This is a genomic window from Caballeronia sp. SBC1, assembly GCF_011493005.1.
Classification (GTDB): Bacteria; Pseudomonadota; Gammaproteobacteria; order Burkholderiales; family Burkholderiaceae; genus Caballeronia.
Genome location: NZ_CP049156.1, coordinates 737,329 through 758,252, shown reverse-complemented (window position 1 = coordinate 758,252; position 20,924 = coordinate 737,329). Strand labels below are relative to the sequence as shown.

At 61.8% G+C, this 20,924-nt stretch carries 16 protein-coding genes; 4 read left to right on the top strand and 12 right to left on the bottom strand.

From position 1 onward, the window contains the following. Nucleotide 1 precedes the first annotated feature (1 nt). The 4 genes from SBC1_RS03255 to SBC1_RS03240 form a co-directional block, all read right to left on the bottom strand. On the bottom strand, nucleotides 2-1,363 hold the full coding sequence (locus SBC1_RS03255; RefSeq protein WP_165086802.1) for an OprD family outer membrane porin: 1,362 nt from the start codon (nucleotides 1,361-1,363) through the stop codon (nucleotides 2-4). A gap of 200 nt (nucleotides 1,364-1,563) precedes the next feature. Continuing rightward, a complete protein-coding gene (locus SBC1_RS03250; RefSeq protein ID WP_165086799.1) occupies nucleotides 1,564-2,586 on the bottom strand; it encodes a histone deacetylase family protein in 1,023 nt (340 codons plus the stop codon). 13 nt (nucleotides 2,587-2,599) lie between these two features. Then, nucleotides 2,600-3,844, bottom strand: coding sequence for a Zn-dependent hydrolase (locus tag SBC1_RS03245; protein WP_165086796.1), 1,245 nt, complete (start codon nucleotides 3,842-3,844; stop codon nucleotides 2,600-2,602). A 19-nt stretch (nucleotides 3,845-3,863) separates the two neighbouring features. After that, nucleotides 3,864-5,174: an MFS transporter gene (locus SBC1_RS03240; RefSeq protein ID WP_165086794.1), complete on the bottom strand. Its 1,311-nt coding sequence runs from the start codon at nucleotides 5,172-5,174 to the stop codon at nucleotides 3,864-3,866. Between the two features lie 137 nt (nucleotides 5,175-5,311). Between SBC1_RS03240 and SBC1_RS03235 the strand changes: the two genes are divergently transcribed. The 3 genes from SBC1_RS03235 to SBC1_RS03225 all read left to right on the top strand — a co-directional run bounded on the left by SBC1_RS03235 (nucleotide 5,312) and on the right by SBC1_RS03225 (nucleotide 9,499). After that, the gene (locus SBC1_RS03235; RefSeq protein WP_207958424.1) at nucleotides 5,312-6,280 is read left to right on the top strand and encodes a LysR family transcriptional regulator; all 969 of its coding nucleotides are present in this window, start codon (nucleotides 5,312-5,314) and stop codon (nucleotides 6,278-6,280) included. Between the two features lie 165 nt (nucleotides 6,281-6,445). After that, complete coding sequence (gene dacB / locus SBC1_RS03230) at nucleotides 6,446-8,053, top strand: D-alanyl-D-alanine carboxypeptidase/D-alanyl-D-alanine-endopeptidase (RefSeq protein ID WP_370469579.1); 1,608 nt, start codon at nucleotides 6,446-6,448, stop codon at nucleotides 8,051-8,053. 249 nt (nucleotides 8,054-8,302) lie between these two features. Continuing rightward, nucleotides 8,303-9,499: an SGNH/GDSL hydrolase family protein gene (locus SBC1_RS03225; RefSeq protein WP_370469578.1), complete on the top strand. Its 1,197-nt coding sequence runs from the start codon at nucleotides 8,303-8,305 to the stop codon at nucleotides 9,497-9,499. Between the two features lie 226 nt (nucleotides 9,500-9,725). Here the strand turns inward: SBC1_RS03225 and SBC1_RS03220 are convergent, their stop codons facing one another. From SBC1_RS03220 to SBC1_RS03185, 8 genes are all read right to left on the bottom strand, one after another. Next, complete coding sequence (locus tag SBC1_RS03220) at nucleotides 9,726-10,748, bottom strand: L-threonylcarbamoyladenylate synthase (RefSeq protein ID WP_165987290.1); 1,023 nt, start codon at nucleotides 10,746-10,748, stop codon at nucleotides 9,726-9,728. A 5-nt stretch (nucleotides 10,749-10,753) separates the two neighbouring features. Continuing rightward, nucleotides 10,754-11,941: a 5-(carboxyamino)imidazole ribonucleotide synthase gene (locus SBC1_RS03215; protein WP_165086782.1), complete on the bottom strand. Its 1,188-nt coding sequence runs from the start codon at nucleotides 11,939-11,941 to the stop codon at nucleotides 10,754-10,756. Nucleotides 11,942-12,009: 68 nt separating this feature from the next. Further along, nucleotides 12,010-12,537, bottom strand: a complete 528-nt coding sequence (gene purE, locus SBC1_RS03210; protein WP_165086779.1) for a 5-(carboxyamino)imidazole ribonucleotide mutase — start codon at nucleotides 12,535-12,537, stop codon at nucleotides 12,010-12,012. Nucleotides 12,538-12,764: 227 nt separating this feature from the next. Beyond that, nucleotides 12,765-13,667 (bottom strand): phosphoribosylaminoimidazolesuccinocarboxamide synthase, encoded by a 903-nt coding sequence (locus SBC1_RS03205; RefSeq protein WP_165086776.1) that lies wholly within the window; start codon nucleotides 13,665-13,667, stop codon nucleotides 12,765-12,767. A gap of 881 nt (nucleotides 13,668-14,548) precedes the next feature. After that, nucleotides 14,549-15,985 (bottom strand): pyruvate kinase, encoded by a 1,437-nt coding sequence (gene pyk, locus SBC1_RS03200; protein WP_165093035.1) that lies wholly within the window; start codon nucleotides 15,983-15,985, stop codon nucleotides 14,549-14,551. 472 nt (nucleotides 15,986-16,457) lie between these two features. Further along, the gene (locus tag SBC1_RS03195) at nucleotides 16,458-17,648 is read right to left on the bottom strand and encodes a phosphoglycerate kinase (RefSeq protein WP_165086774.1); all 1,191 of its coding nucleotides are present in this window, start codon (nucleotides 17,646-17,648) and stop codon (nucleotides 16,458-16,460) included. A 464-nt stretch (nucleotides 17,649-18,112) separates the two neighbouring features. Continuing rightward, nucleotides 18,113-18,436 carry an AzlD domain-containing protein gene (locus SBC1_RS03190; protein WP_165086771.1) on the bottom strand — a complete coding sequence of 108 codons (324 nt, stop codon included), beginning with the start codon at nucleotides 18,434-18,436 and terminating at the stop codon, nucleotides 18,113-18,115. Next, nucleotides 18,433-19,293 carry an AzlC family ABC transporter permease gene (locus SBC1_RS03185; RefSeq protein WP_165987289.1) on the bottom strand — a complete coding sequence of 287 codons (861 nt, stop codon included), beginning with the start codon at nucleotides 19,291-19,293 and terminating at the stop codon, nucleotides 18,433-18,435. Before SBC1_RS03185 ends, SBC1_RS03190 begins: the two co-directional genes overlap by 4 nt. Before the next feature lie 592 nt (nucleotides 19,294-19,885). Between SBC1_RS03185 and SBC1_RS03180 the strand changes: the two genes are divergently transcribed. Continuing rightward, nucleotides 19,886-20,809 (top strand): branched-chain amino acid transaminase, encoded by a 924-nt coding sequence (locus tag SBC1_RS03180; protein ID WP_165086766.1) that lies wholly within the window; start codon nucleotides 19,886-19,888, stop codon nucleotides 20,807-20,809. Nucleotides 20,810-20,924: the final 115 nt, after the last annotated feature.

Genomic DNA, 20,924 nt, shown 5'->3' with positions numbered 1-20,924 from the left:
TTCAAAAAGTCTTGCTGTAGGACGCGATGATCTTCACGTCGTTGCGGTCGGACTTCCCATAGAAGCCATTGGTACGCAAACGCGCGGGAAAGACGCCGATGCCAACGCCTTTGAATGGCCCTTCCTTCACGTCGTAGGTCACGCTCAGGTCAATCTCGTTCGCCGACGTATTGCTGCGTCCCGGATTTTTGATCGCCCACCCGTGAATGCCGCTGATACCGACCGCAAGACCCGGCATGCCGACATACGACCCGATCTGATAAGACGCCGCGGCCTTGAGCACCCGCGTGCCGTCCCAGACGAAGTCATCGAGCTGGCCCCATGTCTGGATCTGGTTGCGGTTGTCGCTGTTCGCCCATGGCGTCAGGCGAAAATTCATCTCGCCCGAGTCGGGCGCATGAGTGACGCCGAAACCCAAACTGACCGTGAAGGGTCCAGTGGCGTAGCCCACGCTGGTGCTCGCGTGCCATTCGTCACGTGGCGTGGCGCTCGGCCCCAGCGCGGCTTCGTAGCGACCCCACAGCGCGTAGCCCGTTGCTGTCACCGTGCCGCTATCGGCGATCCGCCAGGCGCGCGTGGCGGCTACCTGCGCATTGCGGCGATAACGACGGCCCTCGCCCACGCCCGCGTCGACGGAGCTGTCGGCACTAGCCTCGTAGCGAATGCCGACGCTGTGCACGAAGTCGATCCGGCTGGCCGTGCCGTCGTACTGATCGCGGTTCTGATGCCACGCGTTGGTCATCGGCCGGAACCGGTTGTCCCATTCGTTGCGAAACTGATCGGCGAGGCCGTAGCCAACTTCCCAACCCGCCACGCGGTACTTCAACTCCACGCCGCGGTACGCGTGCGAATGCAGGCCACCCGACGTTCCCAGCGTACCGACACTGATTGGCGTGTAACCGGCGCGCACTTGCCATCCGTCGCCGGTCGCTGTACTGCGCCATTTCAGCGCGGCTTGTGCAAGCGTTGCGTAGGTTTTATCGGCGCCGTCCCGATAGTCGTGGTACAGCACTTCCGATTGACCGGTACCCGGAGCGAGCCGCATATTCGTAAAGCCGGACAGATCCGCGCCGACAAAACCCCAAGGTCCGGCCGCATAGCCCGAGCGCCAGTCCAGGCCCAACGAGAGCGCATCGACATGGATATCGCCGGCGTGGTCGGTCGCATGTCGATTTCTCGAATAAAACGTTGTACTGACGGTCGTCTCCGATTTTGAGAAAAGACTCGGCACCTCTTCCGAGATCCAGGGCCGCGTCGTGCCGCGCGTCAGTTCATCGTCTTCGAGCGCATCGGGCGCTGCCCATGCCGATGTGTCACAAACTGTTGTTAGTATTGCAAAACAAATTAATCGAACCTTTGCCACATCGCCTCCGTCGTTGCGGTTACCGCCAGCAATTCACCTGAACGCAGAAGACTATCCGGTCGCAAAATGGTATTCAAGTGGTATTAATTTGAGATAGAGATCAAAGTTGAGCAACGTCTTGACCGGACCGCTTCGATAAAAAAACGGCGGTGCTGGTAACCCAGCACCGCCGTCAAATTTCAATAAAGGATTCGCCTTCCTCAACGCCCTGCGCTAAACCCATCGAAGAACGCGCGCGCATTCACCTCCAGCGTATCGATGTGATACCCACCTTCCTGCACAATCAATGTTGGCAAGTTCAGCGCACCAATCGCGCAGCCCAGCTTGCCGAATCCTTCGGTCGTCACCGCGACCATCGATTGAGGATCGTCCTTGTAGATATCGAAGCCCAGCGCCAGCACAAGCACGTCCGGCTGGAAGCGCTGAAGCACGCGCGCGGCGGTATCGAGGGAATCGAAAAACACATCCTCCGATGACCCGTGCGGCATCGGCAAATTCACGTTGTAACCTTCACCGGCCGCCTCGCCGCGTTCGTCATCGAAGCCGGCTACGACCGGATAGAAGTTCGTCGGATCACCGTGAATCGATACATACAGCACGTCGCTGCGATCGTAGAAAATCTCCTGTATGCCCTGGCCGTGGTGCATGTCGGTATCGAGGATGGCGACGCGGCCGACCTTCGCACGCAGCGCCTGCGCCGCGATCGCCGCGTTGTTCAAATAGCAAAACCCGCCTGCCGCTTCAGCCCGCGCATGATGCCCCGGCGGCCGGCACAATGCATACGCCTCACGTGCGCCGTCCAGGATCGCGTTCGCGCCGCCAAGCGCGCTTTGCGCGGACCAGTAGGCGGATTCGTAAGTGTCCGGGCCGATGGGGCAACTGCCATCGGCGAGATAACGCGCCGCCTGCCCAAGCACGCCGCGCAGCGGATTGTTCTCGCGGATGTACACATTCGACATCACTTCGTCGCCCCATTCGGCCGACACCTTCTTCCACTCGCGATGCGCCTCCTCAAGGAAGCGCAAGTAGTTCATGCCGTGCACCGCGGCGAGCGGCGCAGCGCCAAAGTCGGCGGGTTCGCGGACATCGAAACCCATGGCCTTCGACGCCTCGACCAGCCGCAACGCACGCTCCGGAATCTCCTGCGGCGTGCGCATCTGGCCGCGTGAAAGGTACGTGCGCGGATGATGTTTGAGCTGCGAAGGATGGAAGTAAGTCAGCATTGTCGGGTCCTTGTTACGCGGCTACCGTCGCGCCAATCACCGCACGCGCCAGTACCGCATTGATCAAAACATTCGCGCCGCAGGTGACGTCTTCGGGGAGCGCATCCTCTGCTTCGTTGTGCGAAAGGCCATCTACGCACGGGATGAAAACCATGGCCGTGGGCACATGCCGCGCGAGGTGGATGGCGTCGTGACCCGCGCCGCTGACAATACGCTCGTAGGCATAGCCGAAGCCTTTCGTGGCTTCTTCCACGAGATCGACGCACGCGGAATCAAAAGGCGTGGCGGGGCTTTTCCAGTAGGTCGAAATCTCGGCTTCAAGCCCACGATCCGCGGCGATCCTGCCCAAAGCCGCGCGGACTTGGCGTTCCATCGCGTCGATCTGTTTGTCGTCGGGATGACGCAGGTCGACGGTGAACGCAACGCGCCCCGCAATAGTGTTACGCGATGAATTCGGCACGTCCACCTGACCGATCGTAACCAGACCCAACGGCGCGAAACGTTGCGCGATGGCTTCGAGTTCCAGCGCCATCGCCGCGCTCGCAAACAACGCGTCCTTCCGATACGCCATCGGCGTCGTGCCGGCGTGCGCGGCAACGCCCGTCACTTTGACATCAAGCCAGCGGATAGCCTGTCCGCCGGTGACAACACCAATAGGATTGCCGTGGCTCTCCAGGATTGGCCCTTGTTCGATATGCGCCTCGAAATACGAATCGACATGTTGCACGCCGAGGCCGCGTGTTCCCACGCAACCAATTTCGTTTAAAGCATCCTGCAACGTCACGCCCCCGGCGTCCTTCGTCTGCAGCGCAGTGTCCAGCGGCGTCGCACCGACAAACACCGCCGAGCCGAGCATGGCCGGCGTGAAACGCGCGCCCTCTTCGTTCGTCCACGAGACAATCTCGATGGGCTTCTCGGTCACCACGCCATGATCGTTCAGCGTGCGCACTACTTCGAGCGCGGCCAGAACGCCATAGACGCCATCGAAGCGACCGCCTTCCGGCTGTGTGTCCAGATGACTGCCGATCAACACGGGCTTCGCCTTCGCTTCCGTTCCTTCACGACGCGCGAACAAGTTGCCGACTTCATCGGTACGCACCGTCATTCCTGCTTCGCCGCACCACGCGGCGAACAACTCGCGCCCGCGACGGTCTTCTTCCGTCAACGCAAGGCGGCGTACGCCGCCCTTGGGCGTCGCGCCGATTTGCGCCATCGCCATCAGGGTTGCCCACAGGCGCGGGCCGTCGATTTTCAACATGATTCGTTATCCTCTTGATTCAGCGAACAGCCAGCGCTTCCGGGGCATCGGCGCGACGATGTTTCAGCGCATCAAGCGCGACAATCGACAGCAGCGAAACCCCGGCGAGACACGTATAAAACACCGCCAGCGGCCACCATTGCCCCGTAAATTTGTGCGCAAGCCAGGTGCCCACGAGCGGCGTCAAACCGCCCGCAATCGCGCCGCAGACCTGATACGAAATCGAAATCGCCGAGTACCGCACGCGCACCGGAAACACGCCGCTGACAAAACCCGCGATCACCGAATAAAAGCTAGCCATGCAGACCACGGCAATAGCGATGCCGATAATCATCGACACCATGTTGCCGCTCTGCACGAGGATGAACATGGGATACGGCGAGATCATCGCGCACAGAGCTGTGAGCTTCAGGAAGCGCGCGCCGCCGATCTTTTCGGCCAGCAATGCGGCCAGCGGCTGCGTGAGAAACTGGATGATCGCGACGGCAAACAGGCAATCGAGAATCAGCGATTTCGTCACGCCCACATATTGCGTGGTGTACGAAATCATGAAGGTATTGGTGAAATACACGCCGGCAATGCCAATCGTGTTCGCGCCAATGCAGAACGCGACCAGCGCGCCCGACGAGCGGAACACTTCGGCAATCGGCAATTCCACCGTGCGCTTGGACAACTTCTCGCGCTCGAATTCCGGTGACTCGTTCACGCCCATGCGGATCAGGATGCCAACCACCAACAACACCGCGCTCACCAGGAACGGCAGGCGCCAGCCCCACGCGATGAACTCTTCATGCGGCATCGATGTCACCGCACGAAACGCGATCAGCGACAGAATCAGCCCAGCCGGGCTGCCGAGTTGCGCGAACGACGCGAAAAACGTCCGCCGACCCTTCGGCGCGTGTTCAGCCGCCATCAACACAGCCCCGCCCCACTCGCCGCCGACCGCTATGCCCTGCACCACGCGCAGCAACACGAGCAACACCGGCGCAAGCACGCCGACCTTCGCATAAGCGGGCAGCAACCCGACGCACACGGTCGCGACACCCATCATCATCAGCGTGGTCATGAGCGCTTTCTTGCGGCCGATCTTGTCGCCGAGATGGCCGAAGATCACCCCGCCCAAAGGCCGCGCGAAGAACCCGACGGCGAACGTGGCGAATGACGCCATTGTGCTGATGAACGGATCATGCGACGGGAAATATAGCTCGCCGAACACAAGCGCGGCGGCGGTGGCGTAAATATAAAAGTCGTACCACTCGATCATCGTGCCGATGAAAGCGGCGGTCGCCGCGCGCACGGGCTGGCGAGTCGGACTGGATGCTGGGGTCACGGTGTCTCCTGATTCGCTTGTGTTAATGCAAATGGTCAGGGAGTTTTATCGCCAGCCATAAAACATTAGTCCAATTTCGATTTATTATTCGCGATATAAATCTGGCTAATACCTCTTCCTGTGCACCGGACCTCTCTATGACCCAGCGGCGTATGGATATCGCGCGGTTTCTCAACGACCGGCTCGACTGGAACCTGCTGCGGACCTTCCTGGTCATCATGCAGGAGCGAAGCGTGAGCCGCGCCGCCGCGCGCCTGCATCTCACGCAGCCGGCGGTGAGCCAGGCGCTCAAGCGCCTGGAAGACACGCTCGGGCGCAACCTGATCCAGCGTCGCGGCCCGCACTTCGAGCCCACGCATGCGGGCGAAGAGGTCTACCGGATCGCAAGCGATATCTACGGCCATATGTCGAGGCTCGAAACCGAGCTGGATGACCGCAGCGAGGACATTACCGGTTCGATCCGGCTGCTCACGGTGAGCCGCATCGATTCAGGCGTGTACGACGAGTTTCTCAGCGAATTCCACCGGACTTATCCGCGTATCGACCTGCATATCGAGGTGATGCGTTCCTCGGACATCATTTCGTCGCTTCTGCAAAAGACCGCGACGGCGGGACTCAGCTTGTGCCGCACGCCCATCGATAAACTCGAGCAACGCTGTTTCCTGCGTCAGCGATATGCCATTTTTTGTGGGCGGCACCATCGCTTGTTTGGTCGGCACGGGTTGTCCATGGAAGATTTGCTCGCGGAGAACTTCGTGTCATTCACGAGTGATCAAATTGGCGACAGTTTGTCGCCGCTGACCGTCTTTCGCGACCAGCGCGGGTTCACGGGACGGATCGTGGCGGCGTCGCCAAGCCTGGACGAAGTGCGTCGGCTGATCTTCGCGGGATACGGCATTGGCTGCCTGCCCGAGCACATTGTCCGCGACGACCTTACGCAGCAGCGCCTGTGGCGTTTGCCGCCGGAAGAGGGTCTGGTCGATGTCGACGTCGATCTGCTTTGGCATCGCGGACGCAAGATGAACGCAGCGGAACAGGCGTTCCTCGATGGCATGGAGCGCACCATGCAGCGTTATTCGCTGCCCGAACGGCTGGCGCCGCGCTGAGCCTCAAGTGAAATGCAGGGCCTCGACCAAGCGCGCGCTACCGGTTGAAAGCCCGCAAACCTTAAACCGTAAGCAGAAGCCCCATACAATAGCCGCACCGCTCGGGGCACCCTCGTCCCGCACTCCGCAAAACCGCACCACATCACGACATCACACTCCGACCACATGTATAGAGCACCGTTTTTGCACAGGAAAAATCCACTTGCCAAACGTTGGCGCACAGCCGCGACCCTGGTTATAGCCGCAGCCACTTTCACCTTCGCGATGAACGCGCCTGTCGAGGCTCGCGGCGGTGGCGGCCCGAAGGCGGAAGCACAGAAACAACCGCCGAAACACGCAGCGGCGAAGAAGTCCAAGTTCCAGCGCGCCGCCGTTCAATTTGTCCCGGCCGGCCCGCTTCCCGCCACTGTCATGGCGGCGCTGGCACGCGCCCACGTGCCGCTTTCATCGATGAGCGTGGTGGTCGAGCGGATTGGCGGCGGTGGCGTGCCGCTCGTCGCGATCAACGCCAACCAGCCGATGATGCCCGCCTCCACCATGAAGCTGGTCACCACATACTCGGGCTTGTCGTTGCTGGGCCCGGACTATCGGTGGAAAACCACGGCCTACGCCGACGGTCAAGTCGATGCCAGCGGCATCCTTCACGGCAACCTGTACATCCAGGGCACCGGCGACCCGAAACTCGTGCCTGAAGAACTCATCGACCTGGTGGACCAGATTCGCCGCAACGGCATCACGGGCATTGACGGTTCGCTCGTGCTGGACAAACGCTACTTCGATACCTCCACGCGCGATCTCCCCGCCTTCGACTCCGACGAAAGCGCCCCCTACAACGTCGGCCCGGACCCGCTGCTGTACGCGTTCAAGTCGCTGTCGTTCACGCTGACGCCGAGCTCCGACGGCCAGGTTGCAATCGATGTGCTGCCGCAACTCGCACAGTTGCAGATCGACAACGAACTCAAGGTCACGCGCGGCGCTTGCGCGGGCTCGCTGCCGGCGGCGTCGCCGAGCGTGGCGCAAACCACGGGTGGTTTTGTGCAGGCGTCGTTTATAGGCGACTATCCGCTGCGCTGCGGCCCGCGCACCATCAACGTCGCCGCGCTCGATCACTCCACGTTCTTTGCCGGCGGTTTCCTCGCCCTCTGGAAACAAGCGGGCGGCACCTTCAACGGCAGCACCCGCGAAGGCCCGACGCCGGTCAGCGCGCGGCTGGTCGGCACGCACCGCAGCCCGGTGCTGTCGGACATCGTTCGCGACATCAACAAGTTCAGCAACAACGTGATGGCGCGCAACCTGTTCCTGACCATTGGCGCCGCCATGGGCAAACCGCCCGCGACGACCCAGAAATCATCGGCGGCAATCGAGGCGTTCCTGCATCGCAGCGCGCTGCCGATGACCGGCCTCTATCTCGATAACGGCTCGGGCCTGTCGCGCGAAGAACACATCACGGCGCAATCGCTTGCCGACCTGCTCACGGCGGCAAATTCAAGCCCGGTGGCACAGGTCTTCATGGAGTCGCTGCCCATCGCGGGCGTGGACGGCACCATGCGCAACCGGCTCACCAACGCGGGCGCGGGCGGCAATGCCCACATCAAGACGGGCACGCTGCGCGACGTGCGGGCCATTGCCGGCTACGTGGGCGCGGAGAACGGCGAGAGCTACGTGGTCGTGAGTTTCATTAACGATCCGCGTGCCGAAGCGGCTCGGGCGGCGCATGACGCGCTGCTCGAATGGGTGTATGAAGGCGCGCGTCGCACGGGGTCGGCTGAATAAATGGCCAAATGAAAGCGTTCCTTGCCAACTTAGAACCCGAGGACGCGCGGTCTGCAAGCACAGGCAAACCCTCGTAGGAAACAACCTCAATTCCTCTTAAAGATTCGGTAAGCTATCGCCACGCCAAGCCGACGACACGCATTGTTCGCAGCGCGTGTCGTTTGAAGCCAGCGCTCAGCGGAAAGCCAGCCGACAGCAACCTCGAAGCGGCGTGCAGACCACATGACCAGATAAACGAGGAACGAGGAGATGAAGTCGATGAAACCCGCCCTGACGAAACCTGCCGCGCGTCAAACGCGCTGGCTGCTCGCCGTCCAGACCGCTACTGCGTGCGCCGCGCTTGCCATGCTGGCCGCGTGCGGCGGCAGCAGCAATAACAGCAACAACACGCCCGCGGGCGGTGTGACACTGCAAGTGGTGTCGTTTGGCGACAGTCTCTCGGACGTCGGCACGTATGCGCCGGTCGCAACGGCAAACTTCGGCGGCGGCCGCTTCACGACGAATCCTGGCCAGATCTGGACCCAGAATGTGGCGCAGTATTACGGCGGCACGCTGACGGCGGCGAACACCGGCGGCTTCGGCATCCCGCTTTCGCCGGCCAGCGGTTTGGGCTACGCACAAGGCGGCTCACGCGTGACACTGCAGCCGGGAGTTGGCCACGCCACGCCGGGTACGGCGAACTCGGATTACTCGCAGGCCACCACGATCCCGATCAACGACCAGGTGACCCAATATATTGGGTCGCATGGCTCGTTCAACGCCAACCAGCTCGTGCTGGTGAACGGCGGCGCCAACGACATCTTCTACAACCTGACCGTGGAGCAGGCAACCGCCGCCGGCATCCAGGCCCAGCTCGCCGCGGGAACCATCACGCCGGCGCAGGCACAGGCAGCGGGCGCCGCTGCGCAGACTGCCGCGACGACCGCCATCAGCCAGGCGGCAATCGACCTGGCAACGGTCGTCGGCCGGGTGGTTCAAGCCGGTGCTACGCATGTGGTGGTATCGACGGTTCCTGACATCGGCGGATCGCCGCTGGGCTTGGCCAGCGCCGATCAAGGCGTGACCTTCTCGCAAGTGACGCAGTTGTTCAACGGCACGCTGCAAGGCGCGCTGCAGCAGGCCGGCTTGTTATCGAAGGTGATCTACGTCAATGCGTACACTTGGGTCGACGGCATCCAGGCGAACTATCAGGCGAACGGCTTCACGGTATCGAATACGGGTACGGCCTGTAATCTCAACGCGATGATCGCAGCCGCGACCAAGCTGGGCGAGCCAGACCCGAGCGCATTCGGCACGTCACTGTTCTGCTCGCCGCAAACCTACACGGTGGCCGGCGCGGACCAGACGTATATGTACGCCGATACTGTCCACCCGACCACGCATCTGCACGCACTGTTCTCCACATACGTGGAGCAGCAGATTGCTGCAAGCGGGCTGGGGAAATAAGCGCGGCTGGATGAGCGCGTGAAATAAAAAATGCCCGGTCGACGAAGACCGGGCATTTTGCTTTTGGGGGGCGTTCTCGTCACAGTCAAACCGTGGAATTCTTGCCCTACGCGACCACGCGCGCGTTCAGATACTTTTAGCTATCTCAATTATTTAGGTCGCGTAGACCCATGATTCGAAAGGTTTTCGCTGTTCTCGCCGTGCGAAACGCCGGCGAGTCGCCCGTCTACCCCTGCTCTTCAAACGCCGCCGCGGCACGCCCAAGCCGGTCGTTCACCGCGCTCCATTCCGCCGATACCGGCAGCGTCTCGATCAAAATCCTCTCGACATCGGCGCAATCGAGCGCGCGCAGCAGACCGTACAGCTCGCGTGCGTAAGACTGCGGATCGTCAGGTGCGGCAACGAAATGCACGTTCGGCGCGTCCGACCATTTACCCGCGCTGGATGCCCGCGCGACCAGCGCCAGCTTCTTGCCGGCATCCAGCGGATGCGCCGCGAGCAACGGTTCCAGCGCCGCGAACGGCAACAAGCTGAGCGGCGTGCGCGGCGCGTAATGCGCCTTCAGCGTGCCGGAGGCGCGCGGCGCGCTGGCGTCGGAGCCATCGGGCAAACGTGGCATCACGCCAAGCACATCGGCAATCTCCAGCGGACTCACATGTCCCGGCCTGAGCAACGCGGGAAAACCACGCGATAAATCCAGAATCGTCGATTCGATGCCCACCTTCGCTGCCCCGCCATCGAGCACATGCACGCTTGCGCCGAATTCATCGCGGACATGTTGCGCCGTGGTCGGGCTGACATGTCCAAACCGGTTCGCCGATGGCCCCGCCACGCCGCCATGACCATCGCGCATTGTGCTGAACGTGGCGAGCAACGCCTGCGCGACCGGATGCGACGGGCAACGGATCGCGACAGAATCCTGCCCGCCGCTGACGGCCGCCGGCACGTGCGCCGCACGCTTCAAAATAAGCGTGAGCGGACCGGGCCAGAAGGCGTCGATCAGTTTCTGCGCATCGGCTGAAAGCGATTCGACCCAGTACGCCGGATCGCTGCCGGGCGCGAGATGCACGATCACCGGATGATTCGATGGCCGCCCTTTCGCCGCATAGATCCGCGCGATAGCCTCGGGATTCTGGGCATCGGCGCCCAGTCCGTAGACGGTTTCAGTCGGAAACGCGACGAGTTGGCCCGCGTCGAGCAACGCGGCGGCCTCCTGAATCTGCGCGACGGTGGGAGCTTCGAAAGTCATCAAGGTTAATCCAGCGCAATGTGCAGCATGCGGGCGCAATCGCGCGCCGCCGTGCGCACTTCTTCCAGCGTAGCCCCGGTGAAATTCACGTGGCCCATCTTGCGGCCGGGCCGCGCCTCCTCCTTGCCGTACAGATGCAGCCGCGCGGTCGGCAACGCGATCACGTCATGCCACGGCGGCGTGCACGCTTTCGCGCCTTCGAACCAGACATCGCCGAGAATATTCAGCATCGCGGCCGGCGAATGCTGGCGTGTATCGCCGAGCGGCATGCCGGTCATTGCCCGGACTTGCTGCTCGAACTGGCTGGTGGCGCAGGCATCGACGGTGTAGTGACCGGAATTGTGCGGACGCGGCGCCATTTCATTGGCGATCAGCGTGCCGTCTTCCAGGATAAAAAACTCCACGCACAGCACGCCGACGTAATCCAGCTTCGCGGCGATCGTAAGCGCGGCGTCCTGCGCCTGGGCGACGAGCGCGGGCGATGCGTCCGGCGCGGGCACCACGGTTTTTGCCAGAATGCCGCTGACGTGCTGGTTCTGCGCGAGCGGAAAAACGGCCGACTTCCCGTCGCCCGCCCGCGCGATCAGCACGGACACTTCGAACTTGAGCGGCATGCGCTTTTCTAGCACGCAAGGCACGCCCGCGAGCGACCCATAAGTGGTGCGCACTTCGTCAACGTTGCGCACGCTTGTCTGGCCTTTACCGTCGTAGCCGAGGCGTGCCGTCTTCAGAATGCCCGGCAGCACGGCGGCGATTTGCTCGTCGCTCAAAGCGGCCAACGCCTCGGGCGACTCGATCACCACATGCGGCGCCACCGGCACGCCTGCGCTCGCGATGAACCGTTTCTCCGCCACGCGATCCTGCGCGATCGCCACGCACCGTCCGGCAGGGCTGACGAACGTGGTTTTCGCGAGGAAATCGAGGCTGGCGGACGGCACGTTCTCGAATTCCGTCGATACCGCCGCACACAAGCGTGCGAGTTCGGTGAGCGCGGATTCGTCGTCGTAGGCGGCGCGGATGTGTTTATCCGCGACGGAACCTGCCGGACTCGTCTCGTCCGGATCGAGGACCGCCACGCGATAGCCCATGGACTGCGCGGCGAAACAGAACATGCGGCCGAGCTGGCCGCCGCCGACCATGCCGAGCCATGCGCCCGGCTGGATGGGAGAACTGGGTTGGGTGTGTGCGTTCATCTTGTGGGGTCGGTCAGTCGGTCTCGGGCCGGAAATAGTGCCGGAGGTGTTACGTGAAACTGCTGCGTTTATAGCGGCGGGAGGACCATGGCGTGCGCCGCGTCGTTCTGGCGCGCGCGGAATGCCGCGAGTTTGTCAGCATAGGCGGTTTGGGTGACAGCGAGTATGGAGACCGCGAACAACGCCGCGTTCGCCGCGCCCGCCTCGCCAATAGCGAACGTTGCCACGGGCACGCCCTTGGGCATTTGCACGATCGAATGCAGCGAATCCACGCCCTTCAAATATTTGCTCGATACCGGCACGCCCAGCACCGGCACGGTGGTTTTGGCGGCGAGCATGCCCGGCAGATGCGCCGCGCCGCCCGCCCCCGCGATGATCACCGCGAGGCCCCGCTTACGCGCGCTTTCGGCGTAGGCGAACATTTCGTCGGGCATGCGGTGCGCCGAGACGACCTTGGCTTCGTAAGGCACACCGAATTCCTGAAGGATCGCGACCGCATTTTTCATCACGTCCCAGTCGGAACTGGAACCCATTAACACGCCGATCAACGGTGCGTCATGCGTGTGGGCCGCGGCGGCGGTCTGGACTTCGCTCATCGTGCTGCATTCCTTTGGGGGTGGACAGGCCTTCGCGGCCTTTTTCGGGTGATGCGGATTGATAGCTTTCCGGCCATTATGGAACGGCTTTCTGGGCTGGGCGCTGCATGACCTGAGGCACGGATGCGTTGATTGCCGGCGGCTTTGTTGCCTTTGCCGCGGGCACGCCACCGAAACCAGGCCGCCGTAGCGAGCGCAATCGTGCGCCGGCCCGGCCGCCTGAAGCTTTACGCCAGCGACTGCCCGGTCAACCGTTGCAGCGCTTCTTCGTATTTCTCGGCTGTTTTCGCGATCACGTCTTCGGGCAACTTCGGCGCCGGAGGCGTTTTGCCCCACGATTGCGTTTCGAGCCAGTCGCGCACGAATTGCTTGTCGAACGATGGCGGGTTCGTGCCGACCTGATACCCGTCCGCCGGCCAGAAACGTGACGAATCCGCCGTCAGCACTTCGTCCATCAGGAACAGCTCGCCGCGCGTGTCCAGCCCGAATTCAAACTTCGTATCCGCGATGATGATGCCGCGCGTCGCCGCGTACTCGGCTGCTTCCTTGTACAGCTTGATCGAAATCTCGCGGATGGTCGCCGAGAGTTCCGTGCCGATCCGCCGTTCCATTTCATCGTAGGTGATGTTTTCGTCGTGATGGCCCATTTCGGCCTTGGCTGCCGGCGTGAAAATTGGCTCGGGCAGCTTTTCGGCGTTTTTCAGGCCGGGCGGCAATTCCACGCCGCAGACCGAACCTGTTGCCTGATAGTCTTTCCAGCCGCTGCCGGCCAGATAACCGCGTACGACCGCTTCCACCAGGATTGGCTCCAGGCGCTTTACCACGACGGCGCGGCCTTTGACCTGATCGGCTTCATCGGCGGCGACGACTGTTGCCGGATCGATGCCCGTATTGTGGTTTGGCACGATGTGCGAGAGCTTTGCGAACCAGAAATCGGCCATCTGGTTCAGGACGCGACCCTTGTTCGGAATGGGCTCACCCATGATCACGTCGAACGCCGAGAGGCGGTCGGTCGTGACGATCAGGAGTTTGTCGGTGCCGACTGCGTAGTTGTCGCGGACTTTGCCGCGCCCGAGCAGGGGCAACGATTTCAGCGTGGATTCGTACAGCGGGGAATGTGAGGTGGACATTGTCATCTACCGGAAAAGTGCCGCAAATCAGGCTGAGAGAAAAAACCAACACGCCGTTCCCCGGAATTGCGGGAACGGCGGTTCGTGTCGGCTGGCCCTGTCGAGCGCCCGGGGTCAGCCTTGGTATTCATTGGCGTAAGATGCCCGGCGCGAAACCGGGCGACAAACGCGACTCAACGCCATTGTAAACGCGTCGGACGGACGACTTGTTTTTGGTTCATCGACGGTGGGGCTGCGGGCGACATCGTCCGCAGCCTCACCGAGGAAGGTTATCTCAAAAAAGCCGTCCAGCGGGCCATTCAAACGCCTGCCTGGACTTATGACTCAACTGATTGCCCAACTTATGGAAATCAGGCCGTCACGCACACAGATCACCAAGATCACCAAGATCACCAGGGCCAACAACTTTAGTATCAAATGAACAGACCAGCACGCGTGAGGCCGTGCTGGTCTGTGGGTGATCGTGCTTGCCCGAGAGCGTTGGGGGCGAAGCGTGTTCGTGTCAGGATTCGCGAGAAGGAGGGGTTCACACATCCATCGTTCTGGCGAGCACCGTGCTTTTCGGGAACCACAAGCGCCCCGCTTGCACGCTGTGGACACTTATGAGCCCTCGTTCTGAAAGCGTTTTCTTTGCTTCGTTTCTTTGTCGCTAAGGACCAAGAAATGACGTGCCGCCACGCACAGTGGCTAATAGTGATAAAGAAAACATCCGACTCACGCGGACCACTAAGGCTGAGAGCAGCAACCCGGCATTGACCCCGACCGCTAACCCCGGACCCTGGCAACTCAGCCCTCCCCCCGACCGACCGCCCGCCCCCGAAACTCACCCCGCCCAAACCCGTCCACCGGTGCGAACGACCCAAACAGTGCGAACGAAAAACTTAAAACGGATCTCCTACCCGCACAATCTTCATCGCGTTAGTCCCGCCGGCCTGCCCCATCGGCTCGCCAACAGTCAACACGACCATATCGCCGCGAGCGGCATACCCCTTCGATACCACCACTTCCAACGCCTGCTGAAGCGCGATATCCCGGTCCGAATTCGTATCCAGGTGCAACGAAGTCACATTCCGATAAAGCGCCATCGTCCGCTCACTCCCCACCCGCGGCGTCAGCGCAAAAATAGGCACATGCGACCAATGCCGCGACATCCACAACGCCGTCGCCCCCGACTCGGTCAAAGCCACAATCGCCTTCGCACCCAAGTGGTAAGCCGTGAACAACGCACCCATCGCAATGGATTGATCAATCCGCGTGAACGTGCGATCAAGGAAATCCTTGTCAAGCTCGCTCTGCTCAGACTTCTCAGCCTCCAGGCAAATGGCCGCCATTGTCTCGATAGTCGTCACCGGATACTTACCCGCCGCCGTCTCCGCCGACAACATCACCGCATCGGTACCGTCCAGCACCGCATTCGCGACATCCGACACTTCAGCACGTGTGGGCACAGGCGCATGGATCATCGACTCCATCATCTGGGTCGCCGTAATCACGAACTTGTTCGACTCACGTGCCATGCGGATCATGCGTTTTTGCAACGCCGGCACCGCCGCATTACCCACTTCCACCGCCAGGTCACCGCGCGCAACCATGATGCCGTCCGAAGCATCAAGAATGCCCTGCAACGCCGGAATGGCTTCCGCACGCTCGATCTTCGCAATCATCTTCGGCTTGATGCCATACGGCGCGCCCGCGATGTTCGCCAGTTGCCGCGCCATCTCCATGTCCGTCGCGTTCTTCGGAAACGATACCGCCACAAAGTCCGCACCAATCGACATCGCGGTCTTGATGTCCTCCATGTCCTTCTCGGTCAACGCCGGCGCCGTCAGGCCGCCGCCCTGACGGTTAATGCCCTTGTTGTTCGAAAGTTCACCGCCCACTTTCACCGTGGTATGAATCTCTTCGCCAATCACGCGGACAACATCGAGCACGATCAACCCGTCGTTCAGCAACAGCACATCGTTCGCGCGCAAGTCGCGCGGCAGATCCGGGTAATCCAGGCCAACTCGTTCGTCATTGCCCAACTCACAACGCGCGTCGAGGATGAACGAATTACCCGCGATCAACATGACCTTGCCGGTTTCGAACTTGCCCACGCGAATCTTCGGGCCTTGCAGATCGGCCATCAACGCAACTTCACGGCCGCATTGCTTGGCGGCGTCGCGAACGTATTGCGCGCGCTGACGATGGTCGTCGGCAGTGCCGTGCGAGAAGTTGAAGCGGACCACGTCGAGACCCGCCTGCATCATTTGCAGCAGGATCTCAGGGGTGCTGGAAGCGGGGCCGATAGTGGCGACAATCTTTGTAGCGCGATGCATGGAACTCCTCGTCTGGGTGGTATCGCCTGGGACAGCGCTGCGAGTACGGTGTGCCGACGGGGATGAAGATGTCTCCGCCTGCGAACGCGCGCCAGCTTGGGCCGGCGTCGCTTTGTGATGACTATTCGATATCTGTCCGGCGACCGGAATCAGCGACGCACTCGCGCCACCAATCATGACCACCGTTTCCTGCTTGAGACTGGCGCCACGCCGCGTAGACGCCGTCGCGCCACGCCGGGGCTTGCTCGCGGCGCGTGCCGGGTTGGACTTCGCGCCCGCCATCGCGCCAGCCCCAACCTGTGCCGACACTTGCGCAACAGCATCGGTGGCGGAAGGCTCCGAATGAAGGTCAGCGTCACCGGAACCAGCCGCGGCACGCACCTCGGATTTAACCTCGGCCGCCCACTCTTTAATGTCGGCGGCAAGTATGGATACAGGACGATCGCTCTTCGACGTGGCTCGTTTCATGGGCTCAGGCCCGCGATTCGAGCACTTCCACCGCCGGCAACGTCTTGCCTTCCAAAAACTCCAGGAACGCCCCGCCGCCTGTCGATATGTAGCTGATCTTGTCGTGGATGCCGTACTTTTGGATGGCCGCGAGCGTGTCGCCGCCCCCTGCAATCGAAAACGCCGATGAGTTCGCAATCGCGTCCGCCAACGTCTTCGTGCCGTTACCGAACTGGTCGAATTCGAACACGCCAACCGGCCCGTTCCACACAATCGTGCCCGCCTTTTCCAACTGCGCAGCAAGCGCCTTCGCGGTGTCCGGGCCGATATCGAGGATCAGGTCGTCGTCCTGCACCTGGTCCACGGCTTTCGTTTCCGCCTTGGCGGTCGCGGCAAATTCCTTCGCAGTCACAACGTCGCTCGGAATGGGCACCGACGCCCCACGCGCCCGCGCTTCGCTGATGATGGTCTTGGCTTCATCGATGAGATCCTTCTCCGCCAGCGACTTGCCGATCTTCAACCCCGACGCGAGCATGAATGTATTGGCAATCCCGCCGCCCACGATCAACTGGTCCACTTTCTCCGCCAGCGACTTCAGGATAGTGAGTTTCGTCGATACCTTCGATCCCGCCACAATGGCGACCAGCGGGCGCTTCGGCTCGCCAAGCGCCTTGCCCAATGCATCGAGTTCAGCGGCAAGCAGCGGGCCGGCGCACGCCACGGGCGCGTATTTCGCAATGCCATGCGTAGTCGCTTCCGCACGATGCGCGGTGCCGAACGCGTCGTTCACATAGATATCGCAGAGTTTGGCGAGCTTCTGTGACAGCGCGTCGTCGTTCTTCTTCTCACCCTTGTTGCAGCGGCAGTTTTCGAGCAGCACGACCTGGCCCGGCTGCACCTGCACACCGTCAACCCAATCGGCGATCAGCGGCACATCGCGACCGAGCAATTCGCCCAAGCGCTTGGCCACCGGCGCAAGCGAATCTTCAGGCTTGAACTGGCCTTCCGTCGGGCGGCCGAGATGGGACGTGACCATCACGGCGGCGCCCGCTGCCAGCGCTTGTTGAATGGCCGGCACCGAGGCGCGCACGCGCGTGTCTTCGGTGATATTGCCTTGGTCGTCTTGTGGGACGTTGAGGTCGGCGCGGATGAAAACACGTTTGCCGGACACTTTGCCTTCGGCGATCAGATCGGTGAAACGCAGTACTTTCGTCATGGGAGTCAGCGTGTGAGCGGTAATTGGAAAGCGGTTCGGGCGAGTTGAATCTGCGCGCCGTGGATTAATGCCAGCGGGCTCACAAAGGTCGCTACGGGAAAATTGAAGTGCTCAAAACCATTCCGGTGGTAAGCCGGCGTGCGCGCAACATTGCAAGGCGGCCAGCGCCAAGCAGACGATTCGAACAAGCGAGGGACAACGAAACAAGACGTGCCGCGCCTTTCGCCAACGACCTGGAGGGCCAGGCGACGAGGCGTTGCAGCGGAGAATGGAGCGAGTGAAGCTGGTGTGCGGTGACTGCCGGATACACGTTTCGACCTCATTCGATACGACAGCGAGAGCGCCATTTTAACCGATACCCATGCCCGTCCGACGCAGGAAACGCAAATCCCCAGGATTCGGGATTGGCGAGTTTCCGATGGCTCACGTGACCCACTGCATGACGCGCTGCAGCAAAAACAGCGTCAGGCGAACAGCCTGAGCACCGTGAAGACAATCATGCCGACGACGATTGTCCCCAGCATGCCGCGGCGCCAGAGAAACCAGGCGAGACCGCACAGGGAAGCGTAAAGCGCGTGATTCGAGAAGGCGACAGAAAGGCCAGTCGGCGTAGCCAGAAGGTCAGGCACGACAACCGCAACCAGCGCCGCGGCCGGCGCGTAGCGCAGCGCGCGCTGCACGCGCTCGGGCAGGATCATGCGCTCGCCGCCCATCAGGAACAGCGCGCGCGTGATGCCCGTGATCAGCCCCATGCCCGCTATGGCCAGCCAGACTTGCGCGGCGCTCATCGGGCGCTCCGGGTGCCCTTGGGGCTGACCGGCGATTTGTCGAGATCGGATGGCTGGATATCGAATGAAGGGTTCAGCGGCTCGGCATCCGGAAGACGGGGAGCGGTGTTTTCCACACGCCCTGGCGCGCCGCTGGTTTTGCGTCCTGTCCCCAGCTTCTCCGCCATGACATCGACAAACGTTCCGGCGAGCAGGGCCGCCGCCACAGCTAGCGGCAATGACAGCCGATACGGCAGGTCCAGCGCAATCAACGCGATCACGCTCGCCACGCCGACCGCCGCCAAGGTGGAGCGCGTCGCGATGGCCGAGACAATCAGCGGAATCAGCGCAAGCGTACCGGCGAGCTCGAGGCCCCAGCTATCGGGGAAAATGCTCGCGAGCAGGATGCCAGCTATGGACGACACCTGCCACGAGGACCAGCTCGTCGCCGCCATGCCCCAGAAAAACGCCTCCTTCCCGGGCTGATAGCCGGTCGGGAAATTCCGCTTCTGGAACATCAGGTAGATGATGTCGCCATTGAAATAGCCGAGCACCAACCTGCGGCGCAGCGGCAGATAGGCGAAATGCGGAGCGAGCCCAGCGCTGAAAATGACGAACCGCAAGTTGACCATGGCGGCAGTCAGCAGGATGGTCCAGAGCGGCAGCTTGGCTGCGAACAACGGCAACACAGCCAGTTGCGACGATCCCGCGTAGACCGCGAGCGACATGCCGAGCGCCTGCGGCACGGTCAGCACGGACTTGGCCATCGCGATACCAGTGACGAGACCCCACGAGAACGTGGCCGGAACCGCCGGAGAAAGGGTTTTGACGCCATCGAGGAATGCGCGTCGGTTGAGGTCTGACAGCCGGTCGAACATGGAGATTGGTGCGAGTCGCGGTGTGCTTGAGCGGTTGAGCGGCGAGTCTGAGTGATTCGACTGATCCGGCGAAGAACGGCCAGCGGCCGGGCAATTGACGCGGGCCCGGCGCGGATTGAGCCTGAATCCCTGACCAAACGACCCGAAACCGCCTCGCCGAGCCTTGAATCACGCCTTACGGCCCGACCCATCTGGACGACGGCCTTTCGGAAGTCCCTCACGGTTTGCTTTCGGACCGCAACTTTGACCGCACTCTGAGACCATCGCGCGACGGCGAAAGCCGAATTATAGCGTCCTGAAAGGCGCCAAATGGCCGACAGCGCCCATTTTTCAATCGAAAAGACGCTAAAATGACGGTCTTTGGCCGCCCCGTCGTTTGCCGGTTCCGCGCTGAAATTCCATGCCCCGCGCGCTGTCTCCGGACAGGCGCCACGGCTCGGAACTAGGCGCATCTGGCCCGTCGTCATCGTCATGCTGGTTAAGCCGGCGAAATAAGCGGGCGAAACAAGCGGACGAAAGACACACGGGCAACAAGCTGGCACAACCCGGCGGCCCACTCATTATCTGCACACAACTCGCCAGGAGAAATCGTATGTCAATGGCCGACCGCGACGGCAAGATCTGGATGGATGGCAAGCTGATCGACTGGCGCGACGCCAACATCCACGTGCTCACCCATACGCTGCATTACGGCATGGGCGTTTTTGAAGGCGTGCGCGCCTACAAGACCGGCAACGGCACGTCGATCTTCCGCCTGAAAGACCACACCAAACGCCTGCTCAACTCCGCCAAGATCTTCCAGATGGAAGTGCCGTTCGACCACGCAACGCTCGAAGCCGCGCAACTCGAAGTGGTCAGCGTGAACAAGCTGGAATCCTGCTACATCCGGCCGATCATCTGGGTGGGATCGGAGAAACTGGGGGTATCGGCGAAAGGCAACACCATTCACGTCGCGATCGCCGCGTGGCCGTGGGGCGCCTATCTGGGCGACGACGGCATTGCGAAGGGCATCCGCGTGAAGACGTCGTCGTTCACACGCCATCATGTGAACGTCGCCATGGTTCGCGCGAAGGCGTCGGGCTGGTACGTGAATTCGATTCTCGCGAACCAGGAAGCCATCACCGACGGTTACGACGAAGCGCTGCTGCTCGACGTTGACGGCTATGTATCCGAAGGCTCCGGCGAGAACTTCTTCCTGGTGAACAACGGCAAGCTGTACACGCCGGACCTGGCTTCGTGCCTGGACGGCATCACGCGCGACACGGTCATCACGCTCGCACGCGACTTCGGCATTCCGGTGATCGAAAAGCGCATCACCCGCGACGAGGTCTACACCTGCGACGAAGCGTTTTTCACCGGTACGGCCGCTGAAGTCACGCCGATCCGCGAGTTGGACAATCGCACCATCGGCGAAGGCAAGCGTGGTCCGATTACCGAAAAACTGCAAAGCGCTTTCTTCGATATCGTGAGCGGCAAGAACGAAAAGTACGCCGATTGGCTTGCGCAGGTTAAGTAATCCGGCGCGCAATCCAATGCATGACGTACGGCGGTGAGTTGGGTTTTTCGGGTCTAGGGGTCTGAATATCCGACTCGAAAAACCAGGCTCACCGCGTCCCCAGACTAGAACGAAC

Bases quoted from the DNA above. Each gene is read 5' to 3' on its own strand.
- purE (WP_165086779.1), bottom strand. From the start codon at position 12,537: ATGAGCGAAGTCCAGACCGCCGCCGCGGCCCACACGCATGACGCACCG.
- SBC1_RS03245 (WP_165086796.1), bottom strand. From the start codon at position 3,844: ATGTTGAAAATCGACGGCCCGCGCCTGTGGGCAACCCTGATGGCGATG.
- SBC1_RS03190 (WP_165086771.1), bottom strand. From the start codon at position 18,436: ATGAGCGCCGCGCAAGTCTGGCTGGCCATAGCGGGCATGGGGCTGATC.
- SBC1_RS03180 (WP_165086766.1), top strand. From the start codon at position 19,886: ATGTCAATGGCCGACCGCGACGGCAAGATCTGGATGGATGGCAAGCTG.
- SBC1_RS03195 (WP_165086774.1), bottom strand. From the start codon at position 17,648: ATGACGAAAGTACTGCGTTTCACCGATCTGATCGCCGAAGGCAAAGTG.
- SBC1_RS03215 (WP_165086782.1), bottom strand. From the start codon at position 11,941: ATGAACGCACACACCCAACCCAGTTCTCCCATCCAGCCGGGCGCATGG.
- SBC1_RS03250 (WP_165086799.1), bottom strand. From the start codon at position 2,586: ATGCTGACTTACTTCCATCCTTCGCAGCTCAAACATCATCCGCGCACG.
- SBC1_RS03235 (WP_207958424.1), top strand. From the start codon at position 5,312: ATGACCCAGCGGCGTATGGATATCGCGCGGTTTCTCAACGACCGGCTC.
- pyk (WP_165093035.1), bottom strand. From the start codon at position 15,985: ATGCATCGCGCTACAAAGATTGTCGCCACTATCGGCCCCGCTTCCAGC.
- dacB (WP_370469579.1), top strand. From the start codon at position 6,446: ATGTATAGAGCACCGTTTTTGCACAGGAAAAATCCACTTGCCAAACGT.
- SBC1_RS03220 (WP_165987290.1), bottom strand. From the start codon at position 10,748: ATGACTTTCGAAGCTCCCACCGTCGCGCAGATTCAGGAGGCCGCCGCG.
- SBC1_RS03185 (WP_165987289.1), bottom strand. From the start codon at position 19,293: ATGTTCGACCGGCTGTCAGACCTCAACCGACGCGCATTCCTCGATGGC.
- SBC1_RS03225 (WP_370469578.1), top strand. From the start codon at position 8,303: ATGAAGTCGATGAAACCCGCCCTGACGAAACCTGCCGCGCGTCAAACG.
- SBC1_RS03205 (WP_165086776.1), bottom strand. From the start codon at position 13,667: ATGTCCACCTCACATTCCCCGCTGTACGAATCCACGCTGAAATCGTTG.